At 44.8% G+C, this 18,961-nt stretch carries 15 protein-coding genes; 6 read left to right on the top strand and 9 right to left on the bottom strand.

Annotated elements, in window-relative coordinates:
• Window positions 1–46 precede the first annotated feature (46 nt).
• Window positions 47–463 carry a hypothetical protein gene (locus tag NB463_RS21210; protein ID WP_258516031.1) on the top strand — a complete coding sequence of 139 codons (417 nt, stop codon included), beginning with the start codon at window positions 47–49 and terminating at the stop codon, window positions 461–463.
• A 79-nt stretch (window positions 464–542) separates the two neighbouring features.
• Here NB463_RS21210 and NB463_RS21215 read toward each other — a convergent pair whose 3' ends face one another.
• A complete protein-coding gene (locus tag NB463_RS21215; RefSeq protein WP_054867089.1) occupies window positions 543–1,127 on the bottom strand; it encodes an FMN-dependent NADH-azoreductase in 585 nt (194 codons plus the stop codon).
• 185 nt (window positions 1,128–1,312) lie between these two features.
• Here NB463_RS21215 and hrpA point away from each other — a divergent pair, with 185 nt between their 5' ends.
• The 5 genes from hrpA to NB463_RS21240 all read left to right on the top strand — a co-directional run bounded on the left by hrpA (window position 1,313) and on the right by NB463_RS21240 (window position 9,140).
• Window positions 1,313–5,299 (top strand): ATP-dependent RNA helicase HrpA, encoded by a 3,987-nt coding sequence (gene hrpA, locus NB463_RS21220; RefSeq protein ID WP_258431038.1) that lies wholly within the window; start codon window positions 1,313–1,315, stop codon window positions 5,297–5,299.
• 182 nt (window positions 5,300–5,481) lie between these two features.
• Complete coding sequence (locus NB463_RS21225; RefSeq protein ID WP_005394221.1) at window positions 5,482–5,961, top strand: outer membrane beta-barrel protein; 480 nt, start codon at window positions 5,482–5,484, stop codon at window positions 5,959–5,961.
• A 199-nt stretch (window positions 5,962–6,160) separates the two neighbouring features.
• A complete protein-coding gene (locus NB463_RS21230; RefSeq protein WP_005394222.1) occupies window positions 6,161–6,676 on the top strand; it encodes an outer membrane beta-barrel protein in 516 nt (171 codons plus the stop codon).
• Window positions 6,677–7,048: 372 nt separating this feature from the next.
• Complete coding sequence (locus tag NB463_RS21235) at window positions 7,049–8,629, top strand: BCCT family transporter (protein ID WP_258516032.1); 1,581 nt, start codon at window positions 7,049–7,051, stop codon at window positions 8,627–8,629.
• A 121-nt stretch (window positions 8,630–8,750) separates the two neighbouring features.
• Entirely contained in the window at window positions 8,751–9,140 is a 390-nt protein-coding gene (locus NB463_RS21240) for an ATP-binding protein (RefSeq protein ID WP_258431040.1), read from the top strand.
• A 20-nt stretch (window positions 9,141–9,160) separates the two neighbouring features.
• Here NB463_RS21240 and NB463_RS21245 read toward each other — a convergent pair whose 3' ends face one another.
• From NB463_RS21245 to NB463_RS21280, 8 genes are all read right to left on the bottom strand, one after another.
• Window positions 9,161–9,799 carry a sugar transferase gene (locus tag NB463_RS21245; protein ID WP_005394228.1) on the bottom strand — a complete coding sequence of 213 codons (639 nt, stop codon included), beginning with the start codon at window positions 9,797–9,799 and terminating at the stop codon, window positions 9,161–9,163.
• Window positions 9,800–9,809: 10 nt separating this feature from the next.
• Complete coding sequence (locus NB463_RS21250; RefSeq protein ID WP_258431041.1) at window positions 9,810–10,997, bottom strand: glycosyltransferase family 2 protein; 1,188 nt, start codon at window positions 10,995–10,997, stop codon at window positions 9,810–9,812.
• Window positions 10,990–12,108: a glycosyltransferase gene (locus NB463_RS21255; protein WP_258431042.1), complete on the bottom strand. Its 1,119-nt coding sequence runs from the start codon at window positions 12,106–12,108 to the stop codon at window positions 10,990–10,992. The genes NB463_RS21250 and NB463_RS21255 overlap by 8 nt, the downstream gene beginning before the upstream one ends.
• Before the next feature lie 220 nt (window positions 12,109–12,328).
• Entirely contained in the window at window positions 12,329–13,762 is a 1,434-nt protein-coding gene (locus tag NB463_RS21260; protein ID WP_006742947.1) for a GumC family protein, read from the bottom strand.
• Window positions 13,759–14,883 (bottom strand): glycosyltransferase, encoded by a 1,125-nt coding sequence (locus NB463_RS21265; protein ID WP_258431043.1) that lies wholly within the window; start codon window positions 14,881–14,883, stop codon window positions 13,759–13,761. The genes NB463_RS21260 and NB463_RS21265 overlap by 4 nt, the downstream gene beginning before the upstream one ends.
• Before the next feature lie 115 nt (window positions 14,884–14,998).
• Window positions 14,999–16,363 carry an O-antigen ligase family protein gene (locus NB463_RS21270; RefSeq protein WP_170891417.1) on the bottom strand — a complete coding sequence of 455 codons (1,365 nt, stop codon included), beginning with the start codon at window positions 16,361–16,363 and terminating at the stop codon, window positions 14,999–15,001.
• A complete protein-coding gene (locus tag NB463_RS21275) occupies window positions 16,360–17,790 on the bottom strand; it encodes a lipopolysaccharide biosynthesis protein (RefSeq protein WP_258431044.1) in 1,431 nt (476 codons plus the stop codon). Before NB463_RS21275 ends, NB463_RS21270 begins: the two co-directional genes overlap by 4 nt.
• Window positions 17,783–18,955: a glycosyltransferase family 4 protein gene (locus tag NB463_RS21280; RefSeq protein WP_258431045.1), complete on the bottom strand. Its 1,173-nt coding sequence runs from the start codon at window positions 18,953–18,955 to the stop codon at window positions 17,783–17,785. Before NB463_RS21280 ends, NB463_RS21275 begins: the two co-directional genes overlap by 8 nt.
• Window positions 18,956–18,961 lie beyond the last annotated feature (6 nt).

Genomic DNA, 18,961 nt, shown 5'->3' on the forward strand with positions numbered 1-18,961 from the left:
AGGTCGGATTTGCAACTGACTTCTTTATCGCCCATTATGAGTAATGATGAATAATACAATGCTGCTTTCAACGCGAACCTTCGTGTATCGTGCCAAAGTTAAGGCTGTTTGTGATGCATCTGATGAATCGGATGGCATGAGCACCATGAGTATCGACTCCTCATTCAATATTCAAATTGAGGCGATAAACTGTACCAACGATGAATTTGCCAAGCGCTTTTTTGTCGTCCACGGGGAAGGACATTTAGAGGGTGATGAATGGTTAGTGTTGTACGTCAATTCTCTTGAGGTTGACGTTGGATACGATCTCGAAATTCCGAGTGATGTCGCGTTTGATGCGATGATTGAGAATATGATAAACGAAGCTGAGCAGTCTTTGGAAAAGCTCTATCACGAAGCGCTACACAACTTAGAGAAAGTGAATCGCTCTGGGAGAAATAAGATAACTTCTAAACACGATTAGGGTATTTTGATCGACAAGGGATTGGCGCGAACCAATCCCTTGTTATTTGTATTCTACTTGTTCTTGAACTTAGGCCAATTTACGCTATCGCTGCAAGTTGGCTCTGCGCTTCAGAAATGCCTTTCGCAGCGAAATCTTCACCCATGTTTAGCGCTTCCGCATAAACAAATTCCACATCTGTGATACCAACGAAACCTAGCACGGTACACAGGTATGGTGTGACGTTGTCTGTTGGTGAATCTTTATGGATACCACCGCGAGTCGTGATGACAATCGCTTTCTTACCTTCGATCAGGCCTTGGACGCCGTTTTCAGTGTATTTGAATGTCACGCCAGCACGAGCAATCAAATCAATCCAGTTTTTAAGCTGAGTTGGAATTGTAAAGTTATACATTGGCGCTGCGATAACCAAAGTATCAGCGTTTTTTACTTCTTCAATCAACGTATCCGACAGTTCGACTACCGCTTGTTGTTCTTGTGAAAGATCTTCCGTTGCGCGAAGTGCAGTGGCAACGGCGAAGTCCAAAACTGGTAATGGGTTTGCAGCCAAATCACGAACAGTTAGCTTGTCTTGGTCTACATTTTTGATGAAGTCTTCAACCAGTTTGTTTGATTGAGAGTAATCTCCAAGGATGCTTGATTTTAGAGCTAGTACACGAGACATAATGGTTATTCCTTAAATAAGTGCTTTTGACTATGGGAGCCATTATAAGCGAGGCACGTTGGTTAAAAAGTATAGGGATTCGCTGAACATGTTCGAAAAATTTGAATGTGATTTCGGTTATCTTGTTGCAGATCTTGTGTGATACAATCCGCGCAGTTTTTGTAATGAAAAGAATAGGAAACGCTTTGACTTCGTCACAGCCCCCAAAAAAGAATCCCGCTGAAGAGCAAGCGACACCGTCAAATGGTGTGCAAAAGGCGACAGCGAAACAAGATAAAGCACCTCAGGCTCAAGTGAATAGCGCGGCGTCTCTACGCAAAGCGTTAAGCCAGTGCATGATGCGTGACCGCTTCCGTTTAAGTAAACGCATTTCTGGTGCGAGCAAAATTAAGAAAGACGCAGCACGTAATGCTGTGTTTGATGAAATTGCACTCGACATTGCCAAATCAATGATGGTTGCGGAACAACGCAGCAACTACAAACCAACGATTGAATACCCAGAAATTCTGCCCGTCAGCCAAAAGCGTGACGACATCGCTAAAGCGATTGAAGAAAACCAAGTGGTTATCGTCGCGGGTGAAACCGGTTCTGGTAAAACCACTCAGCTGCCAAAAATCTGTGCTGAGCTTGGTCGCGGTAAGTACGGTTTGATTGGCCATACTCAGCCTCGTCGTCTTGCGGCGCGCTCGGTTGCGAACCGTATTGCTGAAGAGATGGAAACCAAGCTTGGTGAGTTTGTTGGTTACAAGGTTCGATTCAACGATCAGATCTCTGAAAATACCCAAATCAAATTGATGACGGACGGTATCTTGCTGGCTGAAATTCAGCATGACCGTTTCTTGAATCAATACGACACCATTATTATCGATGAAGCGCACGAGCGCAGCCTTAATATCGATTTCATCTTGGGTTACTTGAAAGAGTTGCTACCACGTCGTCCTGATTTGAAAGTGATCATCACGTCGGCAACCATTGACCCAGAGCGCTTCTCAAAACACTTCAACAATGCACCAATTATTGAAGTGTCAGGTCGTACTTACCCAGTAGAAACTCGTTACCGCCCATTAAGCGGTGATGACGACAATGATCGTGACCAACTTGAAGGCATCTTCGAAGCGGTAGACGAATTGTGCGATGAAGGTTTAGGTGACATCCTGATCTTCATGAACGGTGAGCGTGAAATTCGTGATACCGCAGATGCACTGTCTAAACGCAATCTGAAGAGCACCGAAATTGTGCCGCTTTACGCGCGTTTGTCGGCGGGCGAGCAGAACAAGATTTTCCAACCTCATACTGGTCGCCGAATTGTACTGGCAACCAACGTGGCAGAAACCTCGCTAACCGTTCCGGGCATCAAGTATGTTATCGATCCGGGCACGGCGCGCATTAGCCGCTACAGTTACCGAACTAAGGTTCAGCGTCTTCCAATCGAGCCGGTTTCTCAGGCGAGTGCGAACCAACGTAAAGGTCGTTGTGGTCGTGTGGAAGAGGGTATCTGTATCCGTCTGTACTCAGAGGAAGATTTTGAGTCGCGCCCAGAGTTTACCGATCCCGAGATCCTGCGTACCAACCTAGCATCGGTTATCTTACAGATGACCGCACTTGGCTTGGGTGACATTCAAGCCTTCCCATTTGTGGAAGCGCCGGACAAACGTAACATCCAAGATGGTGTTCGTTTGCTGGAAGAGCTTGGCGCGATTAATTCTGAGGTAAAAGACCCGAAAAAACGCCTGACTTCCATCGGTCGCCAATTAGCTCGTTTGCCAATCGACCCACGCTTGGCGCGTATGGTTTTGGAAGCGCCAAAATATGGTGCGCTTAAAGAAGTGATGATCATTGCAGCGGCCTTGTCGATTCAAGATCCACGCGAGCGTCCTTCAGACAAACAACAATCATCAGATGATAAGCACCGTCGTTTCTTCCATGAAGAGTCGGACTTCCTGACGTTTGTGAATTTGTGGGAATACATCCAAAAGCAGCAAAAAGCCTTGTCTAGCAACCAGTTCCGCAAGCAATGTAAGCAAGACTATTTGAACTACTTGCGCGTGCGTGAGTGGCAAGACGTGTACTTCCAAATTCATCAGTCGATGCGTGAGATGGAATTCAAACTTAACGATGAGCCTGCTTCTTACCATGGTGTACACAGTGCGATCTTGGTTGGTTTGTTGTCGCACATCGGTATGAAAGACCAAGAAAAGAATGAATATCAAGGCGCGCGCAACGCTCGTTTCCATATCTTCCCTGCATCGGGTCTATTTAAGAAACAACCTAAGTGGATAATGTCAGCCGAGTTGGTGGAAACCTCGAAACTTTGGGGTCGCATCATTGCCAAGATTCAGCCGGAGTGGATTGAGCCATTAGCCAAACATCTTATCAAGCGCAGTTACAGCGAACCGCATTGGTCGAAGAAACGCGCGGCGGTGATGGCGCACGAGAAAGTCATGCTTTACGGCGTGCCAATCGTACCGAAACGTTTGGTGAACTACGGCAGTATCGATTCGACCGTTAGCCGCGAAATCTTTATTCGTAGTGCATTGGTTGAAGGTGAGTGGGAAACCAAACACGCGTTCTTTAAACAAAACCGTAAGCTTCTGCAAGAAGTGGAAGAGCTTGAACACAAATCTCGTCGTCGTGACATCTTGGTGGATGATGATGAGCTGTTTGATTTCTATGACCAACGTGTTGGTACCGAAGTAGTGTCTGGTAAACATTTCGATACGTGGTGGAAAAAAGCATCGAAAGAAGATCCTGAACTGCTGAACTTTGAAAAAGAGATGCTGTTCAAGGGCGATGCTAGCCATGTGACCGATTTGGATTACCCGAACTTCTGGCATCAAAATGGTTTGAAGCTCAAGTTGAGTTACCAATTTGAACCGGGCGATGATAGTGACGGTGTCACAGTGCATTTGCCGTTGCCGATTTTAAACCAAGTTGAACCAGCGGGCTTTGACTGGCAGATCCCGGGTTTGCGTCATGATCTTATTGTTAGTTTGATTAAATCGCTGCCGAAGACGATTCGTAAGAACTTTGTACCTGCGCCGAACTATGCCGATGCATTCTTAGCACGCGTAACACCAATGGAAGCGCCGCTGCTAGACTCGCTAGAAAAAGAACTGCGCCGCATGACGGGTGTAGAAGTGTTGCGTGAAGACTGGAACTTGGAACAGGTGCCTGAGCACTTGAAAGTGACGTTCCGCGCGGTTGATCATCGAAATCGCAAACTGAAAGAACATAAAGACCTTCACGAATTGAAAGAGAGCTTGAAAGACAAAGTTCAAGAAACGCTTTCTAAAGTGGCGGATGACGATATTGAACAGCAAGGTCTGCATACGTGGAGCTTCGGTGAATTGCCGAAAGTGTATCAACAAAAACGTGGTGGCTATGATGTAAAAGCGTATCCTGCACTTGTTGATAGCAAAGACAGCGTTGAAATCAAACTCTACGAAACGGAGTACGAGCAGATAACGGCAATGCGTGCTGGTCAGCGTCGTTTGATTTTGTTGAATGTACCGTCGCCAATTAAATACTTGCACGCTAACTTACCGAACAAATCGAAGTTGGGTTTGTACTTTAACCCTTACGGCAAAGTGCTTGATCTGATCGATGACTGTATCGCCTGTGGTGTCGATAAGCTTATTGAAGAGCAGGGGGGCTTAGTTTGGGAGCCAGAGAAGTTCGAAGCGTTGAAAGAACACGTTCGTGCTGAACTGGGTGATACCGTCGTAGAGATCGCGAAACAGGTTGAGACTATTCTGACAACGGCGTTCAGCATCAATAAGAAGCTAAAAGGCAAAATCGACTTCACTATGGCGTTTGCTCTGTCGGATATCAAAGCACAAATTGAAGGCTTGATCTTCAAAGGCTTTGCGACGGAATGTGGCTGGAAACGCTTGCCGGATATTCTTCGCTACATGCGTGCGATAGAGCGTCGTATGGAGAAGTTGCCAATCGATCCAAACAAAGATCGTTTACACATGCTGAAGATTGAATCTGTGACTCAAGACTATAAAGAGTTGCTGAACAAGATCCCGAAAGGTGTGGCCATTCCTGAAAACGTAAAGGAAGTGCGTTGGATGATTGAAGAGCTTCGCGTGAGTTACTTTGCTCAACAATTAGGCACTCCTTATCCTGTTTCTGATAAACGAGTCAAAAACGCGATTGATGCTTGCTAATCAACCAGTAAAATAGCGTCAGATTTGTAATTATCGCGTATGAGGTTACTGGTACACTAATTGCTAGTAACTCAATAAGCGTAATTTTTTAGTTCTGGGAGGCAATGGTTCGCCTCCCTTTATTTGTAGTACCAACGACTGAGTTATGCAGACGTGGGAATAATAAAGAGTAAAGGTAGATGATGAAAAAAACTCTATTAGCAGTGGCGCTACTTGGCGCATCTTCTGCGGCAATGGCAGATTCTTGGATTTACGGTGGTGCAACAGTAGGTCAGTCTGACTACAAAGGTGAGACGGATACGTCATACTCTGTTCACGTTGGTACAGGCATCCTACCTATCATTGGTATTGAAGCAGGTGTGACGCAACACGGTGAATTTAACGTAAATGGTCAAGACACTAAGCTAACGTCTTACTACGCAGCACTTAAGCCAAGCATCGACTTTGGTCCACTGCATGTGTATGCAAAAGGTGGCTTCCACCAGTGGGACAAAGAAGTGAAAGGCGGCAAAGACGATGACGATTTGGATCTAATGTACGGTGTAGGTGCTGAGTACTTCATTTTTGGTCCGATGTCTGTTGGTGCTAGCTACATGAACTACACGGCGGGTAAAGACGATATCGGCACGTTCTCTGTTAACGCAACACTGCATTTCCTATAAGCGTCTAGCTTTCTAACACCCATATGAAAAACACCGACTTTATGTCGGTGTTTTTTTGTCTGGAAGTCACAAAACAAAAGTTGAACATAAATTATTCACTTTTGGATCTTAAAATGCTCATGCTTTCCAATATATAGTGGCGATTAAATGCGCATATTTGCGTAATGTTTCGCTTAGGAATCGCTCAGGAAGGGATAGTATGAAAAAAACACTCTCGTTATTAGCTCTAACGTTGTGCTCAACATCAGCAATGGCTGACTCATGGATTTACGCTGGCGGTCAAATCGGTCAATCTGATATTGATAGCGAAAACGATACAACCTACGGTATTCATGTAGGTACTGGTATTTTGCCATTCATTGGCATTGAAGCAGGTTACTTTAATCACGGCAAGGTGGATTTATCACTGAGTGGCAGCAGGGGTAGTGCTGATTTTGATTCATTCTATTTAGCAGCGAAACCAAGCATCGACTTTGGGCCGCTTCATGTCTATGCCAAAGGTGGCATCAATGCATTCAATGTTGATTATGACGGCGGACTGAGAAATCTAGATAAAGATGATGGTGTCTCCTACATGTATGGTGTCGGTGCCGAATACTTCTTGCTCGATAATGTTTCTATTGGGGCAAGCTATCAAGCGTTTGGCGTGGATATTGACAGCGATAGTGACACCGTGAGCAGTGTGACGGGGAATATTACCTTCCATTTCCTATAATAATCAGTCTCTATGAAAACTTTACTGACTTGGTTTCATCGCTATCTTTGAAACCAAGTCAGTGTTACTTATCTCAATTTACGCGTCCATCAATGATAAAGCCACAGAGCGCAAGTATTTCCAGTGCTTTTCCAACGATCAAATTACGATAAAATCAATCGTTAGACCTCGTAATTTTTGTGTTGATATTACTTTGTTCTTATCTGCCTTTAACTGAGCCAAAAATGCAATAAATGGCGATTTTTTGCAAAAATATGTGATTGCTGCTAAACTTCGCCCCGCTTTAAAACTTTAGAGTTCAAATTAATGGAGGGCGGTATTGGAGTTCTTCTCACCTGAGGGGCGTTTCAAATTCACGTTAAATTTGTATTTATGGATAATGCATTTAAAAAATATAGTATCGACACAACAGACTATCAGGTTGGACAGGACAACGTTCAAAAGTGGGGATTCGACATACATAACCCCGTTTTTGGCATCAGTGCGGGTCTCGTTGTTTTCTGTCTATTTTCACTTCTTCTTGTTGAGCCAACCACTGCTCGTGATGTATTAAACGGTCTGAAAAACGGAATTATCGAACAGTTTGATGCGTTCTTTATGTGGTCGACAAACTTCTTCTTATTATTCGCTGTTGCTCTTCTTTTTTCTCCGCTGGGTAAAATCCGCTTAGGTGGCAAAGAAGCAACGCCGGATCACTCAACCGTTTCTTGGTTGTCGATGCTCTTTGCAGCAGGTATGGGTATTGGCCTTCTGTTCTGGAGTGTGGCGGAGCCGACCGCGTACTTCACTGATTGGTGGGGAATGCCACTAAACGCAGTGCCATACACAGAAGAAGCGAAATCTCTAGCGATGGGTGCCATCATGTTCCACTGGGGTGTGCATGGTTGGAGTATTTACGCACTCGTTGCACTAGCACTTGCGTTTTTTGCTTTTAACAAAGGTTTACCGCTTTCATTGCGCGCGGCGTTTTATCCAATTTTTGGTGACCGAGCATGGGGTTGGTTAGGGCATGTTATCGACATTCTTGCCGTTTTATCCACGCTGTTTGGTCTTGCAACGTCGCTGGGTCTCGGTGCTCAGCAGGCGACCAGTGGTATTAACCATGTCTTTGGTCTAGAAGGCGGCATTGGTACACAAATGATTGTGATCACCTTTGTTACCTTTATCGCGGTGCTATCAGTAATTCGTGGTATTGATGGTGGTGTTAAGCTACTGAGTAACGTCAATATGGTGGTTGCGTTTGCCCTGCTTATTTTCATTACCTTTATCACGTTTGATACGGCGTGGGGTTCGCTACGCGACACAACAATGGCTTACATTGAAAATATTATTCCGTTGAGCAACCCCCACGGTCGTGAAGATGAAACTTGGATGCACGGCTGGACGGTATTCTACTGGGCTTGGTGGGTATCTTGGTCACCGTTTGTTGGTATGTTTATCGCGCGTGTGTCTAAAGGTCGTACGGTTCGAGAATTCCTGTTCGCAGTGATCGTTATTCCTACTGTCGTTACTTTGATTTGGATGTCTGTATTCGGTGGTATCGCGCTTGACCAAGTGGTGAATAAAGTGGGGGAGCTAGGTGCAAATGGTCTAACTGATATTTCACTGACTCTGTTCCATGTTTACGATGCGCTACCGTATAGCTCAGTGATTTCAATGCTTTCTATCGTGCTGATTCTGGTGTTCTTTATTACATCATCAGACTCTGGCTCACTGGTTATCGATAGTATCACTGCGGGCGGTAAGATTGATGCACCAATTCCACAGCGTATTTTCTGGGCTTGTATTGAAGGTGCAATTGCAGCCGTTATGCTTTGGGTTGGTGGCAAAGAAGCCTTGCAAGCATTGCAGTCAGGCGTGGTTGCAACGGGATTACCGTTTACCTTTGTTCTGTTGTTGATGTGTGTAAGCTTGGTTAAAGGGTTAAGAACCGAACTGTCAGCTTACAAATAAACACTATCCACTATTGAATTTAAATGCCGAGCCTAATGCGCTCGGCATTTTTTATTTCTACTTTTCTTTTTCAATAATTCCGTTACAGTTTGGGCTTATTCCCACCTCATTTAACAGCATTATGTCACTGGCTAAACTCATTCTTATTCGTGGACTTCCAGGTTCAGGTAAAACAACCTTAGCAAAGCAATTGGCGATAGAGCTTGGTGCTAAGCATTTTGAAGCTGACATGTATTTTGAAAATGATGAAGGTGATTATCACTTTAACCCAACTCAATTGCCCCAAGCTCATGAATGGTGTTTTCAGCGAACTCGAAAGTGGTTGAACAAAGGGAAAGTCGTGATTGTGAGTAATACGTTTGTTCGGCACTGGGAGATGAAGCGTTACTTGGACTACTGCGTAAAGAAGCGCATTGAGGTGGAAGTTAAAGTGTGTCGCGGCGCGTATCAAAGCATTCATGATGTGCCACCAGCGACCATCGAAAAGATGCGACGCCAGTGGCAAGAGTGAACGTTACCAGAATCGAGAAACTACTGGCCTCGTCCATCAATCATCACAACGAATGTTTTACTCATGATTGAAAGGTCCATTGAAATCCAAGAGTAAAACGAACCCAAGCTTAGTGCGTAACTGTGGTCAAAACCAACTTTACGTCGTACATCTTCAATGCAAGCATCATAGCCTTGGTTAACTTGCGCTAGGCCTGTAATTCCTGGTAATACGCCATATGTGCGTTCTACAAAATAAGGGATTTCATCTTCCAACTTTTGGTAGAAAGCAGGGCGCTCTGGACGTGGCCCGATCATAGACATTTCACCTCTCAACACATTAAACAGCTGTGGTAACTCATCTAAACGCGTCTTACGTAAAAAACGTCCTACTGGTGTGATTCGAGGATCATTCTCGGTTGCCCAAACTGCACCGGAGCGTTGCTCCGCATCAATATACATGGTGCGAAACTTCATGATTTGAAAAAGATCCATTTTTTCTGGTGTACAGCGCCCAACACGCAGTTGACGATAGATCACTGGGCCTTTTGATGTGATTTTTATAGCTAGCGCGATAAATGGGAATAGCGGTGCAGTGACGAGCAAAATAAACATTGCAACCAGTACATCAAACGTTCTTTTCGCGTGGCATACATTTGAATCGTAGCGTGAGTTTTTCATGATGCTTTCCTTATTGGTTGACGCGTTTCCAACGCCCATTTTCCATTCCTAGCAAATACTTCATACCGCCGATGAAATTGGCGAGATGACCAATGACGATGTAGCTAATCAGTTTAAAAGGCTTGACTGTGTTAAGTGCAGGCACCAAGTAAGTGACAAGTGCGATACCATAAACACAGGCTTGAGCGAGCAGCATTATTTGAAACAGCGGGTTGTGTGCCAGTAGCAGTGAACAAACCAAGCAAACAATCATCAAATAGGGTGTTGCTAAGCGCAGAACCTTTCCCGATAGAAATGCAAAGGCAGTGCCACGATAGCGAGGTAGCAGTAATTTCTTTAATTGCATGAGCTGCTGCATGTTACCCGCTGAAATTCTTAGGCGTCGCTTGAAGTCTGCGTCGTCTGAGCTTTGTTCGAGTTCAAGAGCTAGCATGTTAGGTTCGTAGATAGCGTTATAGCCTCGCAAAACGATTCTCATAGGGAGAATAAAATCGTCATTGATGGTGCTGACTTCAAGTGGTTCAAATAGGTGGGTTCTGAATGTATAAAACGCACCGTGAGAACCAATCGTTGAACCTAGCAAGGATTCTTGGTGCTTCACTCGAGACTGGTATTGCCAGTACGCCGCTTCACCTTGGTTATCGGTACTCATTATTTGATATGTCGCGTTAACCACTCCAACCTTCTCATTTTGATAATGCTGACTAGCTAGCAACAGAGAATCACAAGAAATCAATGCCGATGTATCACTCAGTGCGGTAATGTCCGAGTTAACATGACGCATTTCTTCGTTGAGTAGGGCAACTTTACCGCGATTGACTTGGTGGTCATTAATGATGAACAGTGTATCGGAGCAGATTGCTTCTTGAATCGTCGCTTGAGCAATCTCGGCTGTGTTATCTGTGCAGCCATCACATGCGATCACCACTTTCAATTTATCTCTTGGGTAATCTAAGCTCGCAAGGTTGCGGATCTTTTCTGCTATCCATTGTTCTTCATTGTAGGCGGGCACGATGACAGTAATAGATGGTAACTGACTGTCTGTTTGAGAGGCTTTGTAAGATCGCTCTACAAATGGTGCTGTGGTTTTTTGCTGTTTTAAAGGAAGCCATTTAAGTAGCAATGGATAACCAACATGATGATAGACAATCAAAAATGCGGATAAACCAAAACCTGTAATCCAAAGTAAATCATTCATAGCTAGCCTCCTTGGCCAAACGTGAGTAGCGACCCACCATGTCTCTGATATCAAAATGTTTGAGAATAAAAGTTCGAGGAGAACCATGGGTTGATTTCAATTGCAGCGACAAAGCTTCCGCCAAAGAGAACACACGGTTGGCTTCAACCAATGTGCTGTTAATCGGGCAGAGCGTCTCTTTCACGCCACCAACATCGGTTGCGACACAAGGAACGTCACATGCTTGAGCTTCTAGTGTTGAGAGAGGGAAACCCTCTTGAAGCGACGGTAAACAAAATAAATCGAGGCTTTGGTAAAAGCTGGGCATATCGTCGACCAAGCCTAAAAAGGTAACGCGATCCTCAAGTTTTAACGTTCTAACTTGTGCTTCCAATTGAGCTCTCTGAGAACCATCTCCAGCAATGGCTAGGTGTGTGTTTGGCGTAAGATGAGAGAAGGCTTCGATAAGCACTTTATGGCCTTTAACTGCTTCTAAACGTCCAGCCACTCCAATCACGGTTTTGTTGGCTGGAAGCCCAAACAAGTTTCTCTTGGTTGCTTGATTACCGCTTTGAAATTTCTGGCAATCGATTCCATTGTGAATGGTGCAGACTTTGCGGTAATTCAGTTTTGTCTGGATTTGTTCGGCGACAAAGTTCGCATCGGCAACCACATGTGGACGAATCATTTTTAGCAGTAGGGACTGCAGTCGAGCTGACTTTCTGTTATTCAGATGCCAGGCGTCGTGCTCAGTATGGATAATTATTGGCACCTGCGCTAAGCGTGCCGCAATCCCACCATATAAGAGTGGTCCGATATGGTGAGTGTGGACCACATCAGGCTTAAGTCCTTTGAGCATGGAAGTCAGCGTACTGATGGTTTTTCCGCTGAATCCAGGTTTCTTATTGAGAAAGTGTAGCTGGCCTTGGTAGGGCGAGAGTTTTGACCAGCATTGCAGTGCTTGCGCTTTGCTTCCCTCTAAACTTACGACAAACACGGAATGATTCGGTTGCGCAAAACGAAGCATCTCTAATACGAGCGTTTCCAAACCGCCAGGAGCTAAGTGCTGCACGACGTGTAATATCACTTTTTTATTGCGTTGAGTGCTATTTTGTTTTTGTCTGAATTCCATTCTCAAACCCTCGCTGAGTTCTTTGTTTCTTTAGGAATTGCAGACTGTGTGCCAATAAATTAAGTGTTTAAAAACATGAGGTTAATGGCAATGCATATGAAGGGCGATGTTTATTCTCAATTTGAGATTCATATTAGTGGAAACCTTATGCAGAGTTAGAATAAGCACAAAAAGAAAAGCACTCGCTGAGCGAGTGCTTGTAATAGAGTGTTAACGGCTGTTAGCTTCCGTATACCACTTTAGGTAGAGTGGTGATCACAGGAACGCCAAGATGCTTTTCTAATGCTCTTTTAGAGCGGATAGAGTTATCTGCTAACTCAAGTATCGTCGCTAATCCAATGCCCAAACCCGCACCACCGATAAACCCTAAAATGACAAACACAAAACTAGGTAAGTTAGACGGAATGGTTGGTGTGAAAGGTTCATCAATGATTTTCACGCGTTTATTCTCTTCAAATACGCCAAGTGAACCAGTTAATTGAGCCATTTCATAACGCTCTACAAGGTCATCATACATCTCTCTTTTTACCGCGACATCACGAGCTAGGCGGTTAATTTCTGTTGCGGTGCTACCAAATCGATGTGCATTACTTTCTAACTCTTGAATCATTGTTCGTAAGCTATTGGTTTCTTCTGTGAGGGCTTCAAAGCGTCCGCGCATAATTTGCAGTTGGTGAAGCTGAGAGACCAGAAGAGGCTGAGCTTCTCCAAGACTGTTTACGGTGGTATTGCTTGCGATATCCCAAAGTTGGGCGCTGTTTAATTCCGGTTGTTTAGAGTTCAATAGTACTGAGCGCTCTTGCTCCAAGCGGTTTAACTCTCGTAGCTTGCCTTGAACCATGCTATGCGCCTCAGTGTACTTGGCGCGAAGCAAAGTGAGCTCACTACGAATGTCGATGATTTGTTCTTCAAGCTTACCGATAACCGGGTTGGTTTTAGAAAGTTGTTGGTCCAAACTACCTAGGCTTCGGGTAACACCAGCAAGCTCCGCTTCTTTTTCTGCCAAGGTTTGCTTAAGGCTTGCCAGACGAGTCAGGCTTTGTGCTTGCATTTCAGGCGTCGCGTGAGAGTAAGTATTCTTGTATTCCGCGAACGCTTGCTCTGCTTTATCCAGCTCTTCTCTGCGTTTATTAATATGGATGGTTAAAAAGTGACTTGAATCTTTAATTGAAGATCGTTCAGGAGCTAAAAGCTGTTCGACAAAATGTTCACTGACGGAGAGTAACATCGACTCCATGCCATTCGGTTTGCCACTTCGTAGTTGGATTTGAATGAAGTCCTTACCAAGCTGCTGAACAGACAAACGCGACGCGAGATCTTTAATGATGAACTCTTGCTCTTTAGCACTCATTTCGTCACTAATCAGCGCTTGTTCTTTGGCAACTGAGTACAAAACATGTCGGCTTTTTAGCAAGGTACTGAGTGCGCTCAATCGATCTTTCAGCATGGTTGAGACGGCAAGATCTTGAAGGAATGGGTTCATTTTCGCTGTCTCTTGGATAAGCATACTTGTATGAGCGACATAAGTCGTCGGAACCAGTTTACTTACGATGAAACCCAGCACAGGCAATACAAGCATAGGAATAACGATCATGTAGCGACGTCTCCAAGCACCATGTAACAGTACGCTGAGGTTTTCTCTTAAATCGTTCATAGCGCCCTCACTAATTTATCAACTTGGTTGGCTCTTGCTTCCCAGCTTTGCTGTTGAACAAATGACTTTGAATCTGTCGGTGGCGGTAGGAGGTGATCGAGACTGGCACGCACGTCTTCGACATCTTGAACCACATGGAGCATATGTTTGTAGGGCATTAATGCGGGAAAGGGTGTGCTGATAACAGGGGTTCCTGTTGCCAAGTACTCAAGAAGTTTAAGCGGATTACATGCCTTGATTTGAGCGTTATCAACAAAGGGCAACCAACTGGCATCCCAGTGTTGAGAGTAACGTGGCAGAGTGTGATGCGCTCTCGGGCCTAGGTAGTATATGTTGCTTCTTTGTGGAAGTGGATTGTCACTGAACTCGTTGGGGCCGATGAACACGAGATCCCAGTCAGGCGCTTGGTCTGCGACTTGGGCAATTAAGTCGTAGTCTAACCATTCAGACAAACTGCCATAAAAGCCCAGCACTTTGCGACCATTATTAGGAAAATCTTCAGCCTTAGGTGCTGGCTCAGAAAACAGACTAAAGTCGACACCGTGAGGCAAAGTGACGGTTTTACCAGATGGAAATTGAGTGGCGAGTTTGTCACTTGCTGTAAAAATTACATCAGCCGCGTTAACCAGTGTACGTTCATGCTTGGCAACCGTGTCGTGGTTAACACCAGCTAAAGCGCTAAAGTCATCGCCACAATAGTAAATTAGCCCACGTGAATTCATTTCCGCACAAACATCTGCGGCCGTTGGGAGCGATGTCCAAAATATAGGCTTATCAAAACCAAGAGCGTGTAATTTTTTATTGAGCTGGTATTTCATCATCTTAGCCGCTACTTTTCTTGCCAGCGCAGAACTTGGAGCAGGAATAGTGAGTAGGTTAATGGTGTGAATATTTGGGTTTATTGCAGACTCTAACGTTGGCTTATGCGATCCAGCGTTATTAAATACACGAGTGAGCTTGTTTAACGCACGTTGCATGTCTTTAGTGGTCAGCCTAGGTTGACGAAGACCGATTGAGTTAACCCAAAGGATGCGGTGGCTCGTTGCTAGTCGTTTGACAATGTGTTGAGTGGAGGAGGGTAACCCGCCAAAATCTTCTCCAAATACTACGATGTCTGTCATGTGGCTCTCCTTGAGTCTTTGTTATTTGATTACTAATCAAGAGAGTAATCACAATACGTGCCAAGGATTTATTTGTTATAAAACAGATGATTGGGCTTTCTGTTGGTATTTGAAATTAGGGTTTCTCATTTTGACAATCACTTTGAACGATTCGGCTAACGACTACCGTTAATGCCGCCAGAATGTAAATTGGCCAAGTGAAACCTTGAGTGAGGAAGGTGCCTGATACGATGGTCCCGATCAGCCCACTTAAGACTGCATTTGCTCCAACAGATAGGGTGTAATCCGATGTTGGCGTCAGTAGTGAAATAGAATGCAAAGAGGTTCGAATCAATGACACAATCAATGTAATGAACACGGCGAGTCCAACAAACCCCGTTTCCGCTAATACGCCAAACCAAGTACTGTGTACGGCGTGATTGATACCATCCCAGTGAGGGCTATAGAAATAGTAATTAAAGTAGAAATTATCAAGCCCAACCCCAGTTAACGGATGGTGGAGAGCCATTTTAAATGCGGCTTCCCACGCGTAAAGTCGCCCCATCGCAGAGGCATCTATACCATCCTCGGCTGCGCCACCCGATTCTCGCCCTGAGATACCAGCAAATGCGTAGAGTACGATGGCTGCGACGGCGCCTAGTACTAAGACTAACGTTTTGCTTTTGATGTACTTAAAGGCAAAGTACGCAAATACCGATAGAGAGCCTAACAAGCCTCCGCGGCTTTGTGTCTCAATAATCGCAAAAAACAATACCAAACAGGTAACAAGTGCAAAGAGTCGGAGATGCTTAGGTGAACGTTTCTCCATTAACTGACTAACGGTAAAGGCGAGGGGAAACATTAACACCAGCGCCAAGTCGTTCGGATCGCCGAGTACTGAACCTATGGAGCGTCCAATCGATACGCGCGTTCCTTCCACTAAATCAATGCCATTCGCTGCGTTTTGTAATGCGACTAAACCAATCAACAATCCGGCGAAAATTATCGCTTTCGACATTTGTGCCAACTGAGCAGGCTTGGTAATAAGCCAGGTGATCGCCAATGTCATAATGATGATTTTCCAATAGGTATTTTTGAAAACTGTAATGGCAATGTCACGACTGGAGGCGAAGACGATGCCGATGATCACCAGCCCCCAAAATATGCACAGCCATTTTAATGAAGGGTGCCAAAAAGCCGTAAGCTGGCGACTTATCAAAAGGTGGAAAGCAAGTGCGGCCAGTGCCCCTAATGATAGTAGCAATGGGATCTTAAAGTTATAGATAACGGGAAACGCTTCATGAATACGGAAGAATGAAAAAATAACGAACAGCGTGACGAGCCAAAACGTTTGGTTGAGAACGAACAGTAAAGCAAGTGGGGCGAAACATAGTGCGACAATCAAAATAGGGTGAGGCATAACAATCCAAAGCAGGCCGATACAGACGGTAATCGTCAGCGCTGCGATGGACTGCTTTCTTCTCACCTTGGTTTCAGTCATAACGAGTATCTCTTCACCTGTCCACGCCATTTCACCATGTATCGAGTGAGCGCATTTAGCGTCTCTTTACTCATATAGCGAGTGGCTATCCCTGCCAGCAAAGTGCATGTCAAAATGCAAATTGCGATGGCGATGCCTATTGATTGTGAAGAGTGAAGCAGGAACAGTGCCACACCGGAGATAATCTGCAATAAAACCATCAGACTTAGGTGAAAAGGCAACGGCATGCATTGTTGGCCTACCACATAAGTAAGGCCAAGCTTACACAGTTGAGCGTAATAAAGCGCAATGAAAACTCCATAGATACCCAGAGACGATAGGCCAAACAGCAAAGCAATTGCAACGCATGCTGAGACGACATTAATACCCAGTAACCAGCGAGTACGACGCTTGTACAAAATGGAAATATTAATGAGTTCGCTCCACTCTTTTAGCATGGCGATAGGCAGTAAGAACAAGCTGAACAGTACCGCCTCATGATAGGTTTCTGGTAACAGGTAAGTGATCATCACCATTGCTAATGTGCCGACTGCAACACTTAAACCTGTAATGTAAATCATGCCTAGATGAGTGATGCGCACAGCTTCTGTACTCTTACGACCTTCTAGGTAATTAAATCGACGTGGCATCCACCACATGCCAAATGGCTGAACTAAAATACACATGCCAACCGCAAATTTTACGGCTATCGCGTAAATCCCTAATGTCGCAAGTGAGGCGTTCGCGCCGATGAACCAGCGTTCAGCGCCATTGAGACAAAACGCAACCAATCCAGCCATCATCATTGGCAGACAGTAATTTAGGTATTGTTTCGCCACTGTCAGATTTGGCAGAGTCATGCTGTAGCGGTTAATGATGTGCAGCCAGACAAACTGAGTAATAGCAGCCAACAAGCCACCCCATAAAACAGCAATAACATGTGGGTGAACAGACAGAGCCGTGATGATGAAAATGACCTGAAAAACAGTGGTAGTCACCATGACGTTAAGTAGGGTTCTTGCTTTGTCGTCCTGCGTTCTCAACCAAGCTGTGCCGATTGCGATACTGCCTTCTAGAACGATAGCAAACATAACAATAGCAAACTCGACTCGCGTAAAAGGTGCAGGAATAGGCGCGAGCATAATGATAGCGAGTAGGCATAAAGCCACGATGCCAGCGATGAACAAAGCAAGTGAGTACAGCTGGTTTAGTAGGCTTGTGCGCGTATTTTGATCCTTTTCAACCCCGACGAATCGATACAGCGCTTCATGCAAAGCGAAACTGACGAATAAGGTTGTGACAACGCCAAAGGTGGTAAGCAGTTCAAGCTTGCCCATTTGTTCTGGTGAGAGAAAGTGGGGCAATACAGGCAGCATGATTAAGCTGATGCTTTTGTTTATCACTAACGCGATAGCGAACAGCGACATGTTGGTCATTGCTTTAGACATGGTCATATCCTTTGATGTATCGCGGTGTTTTAAGTTTACAATCGCCATTCGGTGCGGATTCTGCTGCAAGGTGCTGAGCGATTGGCAGATAACAACGTTCGGCCGTATAAAGTTGAGAAACGTTGAGTGCTTCTATACCCATTGTCACTTTCATCCATGGAGACTCATTCAAAAGGCGAATTGCGTTATGTAACGATGCCACATTGTTTGGTGTGTACTTGATGCAATTGCGGCCATGCGTTAATACGCGATCCCAGTAGCTATCATCATGTGGGATGACGATGCACATGCCTGCTGCGAGAGCTTCTAAAATGGATAACCCAAAAGGTTCGTTAACACTGGTGGAAACAAACACACCACACTGAGAGCGCAGGTCATCGAGGTTATCTGGGCATTCATGCCATTCAACCCCTTTTGTGGTGAAGTCTGGTGTTGAATATTCCACATCTGCCACATTTGGTTTGATGTAACACACGGTAGATTTGATCTCTTTTGTCTTATCAAGTGTTAAAGCATCAAGAAAAAGATCGATGTTCTTCCATTTTAGTAAGCTGGCCGCCCAGAAGACGCGGTTTGAAATCGGATTTGCTTGTTTTGGCCAGCGGTCTCTCGATAGTCCGTTAACGAATGTAGACGTATTCAAACCACACCAATAGCGTTCAGTGGCTGGCTTCTCGGTTTTGAGGTAGACCTGTAAGGCCTCTAGCATCGATTCTCGGGTGTTTGCCAAGTAATAAATTGCGGATGCTTTTACCAAGCAGTAGCCGGAAGATCTTGAACGACCAATTGGACCATGAACCATTTGTACCACAGGCTTTTTGCTGATTAATCTCAGTAAGTACAAAGGCATATCATTACTCGGGCAAGATAGACCTAAAAAGCTATCTATCTTTGGTAGTTTCATGCACGCAAAAATCAGTTGGATAAAGTAATACGCGTTCATTAACCAGTAAGTGAGGCCGTGAATGGAGCTCATTGGTGATGGTTTGATTTTGATAATCTGCACACGAGGCGTATCACTAAGCAGTGACTCCCAATGCTCTGGATTCGTGGTCAGCAGATAACCAATTACGTTCAGTTTATCGCACTGTTTGAGGAGCTCTGCATTCGCAATCTTAGAACCACCTTGCATTGGGATGGCGTCGAACATTAATACACGTTTCATGACTGG

It is taken from the genome of Vibrio sp. RM-41-2B (assembly GCF_024744415.1).
Lineage (GTDB): Bacteria > Pseudomonadota > Gammaproteobacteria > Enterobacterales > Vibrionaceae > Vibrio > Vibrio diabolicus.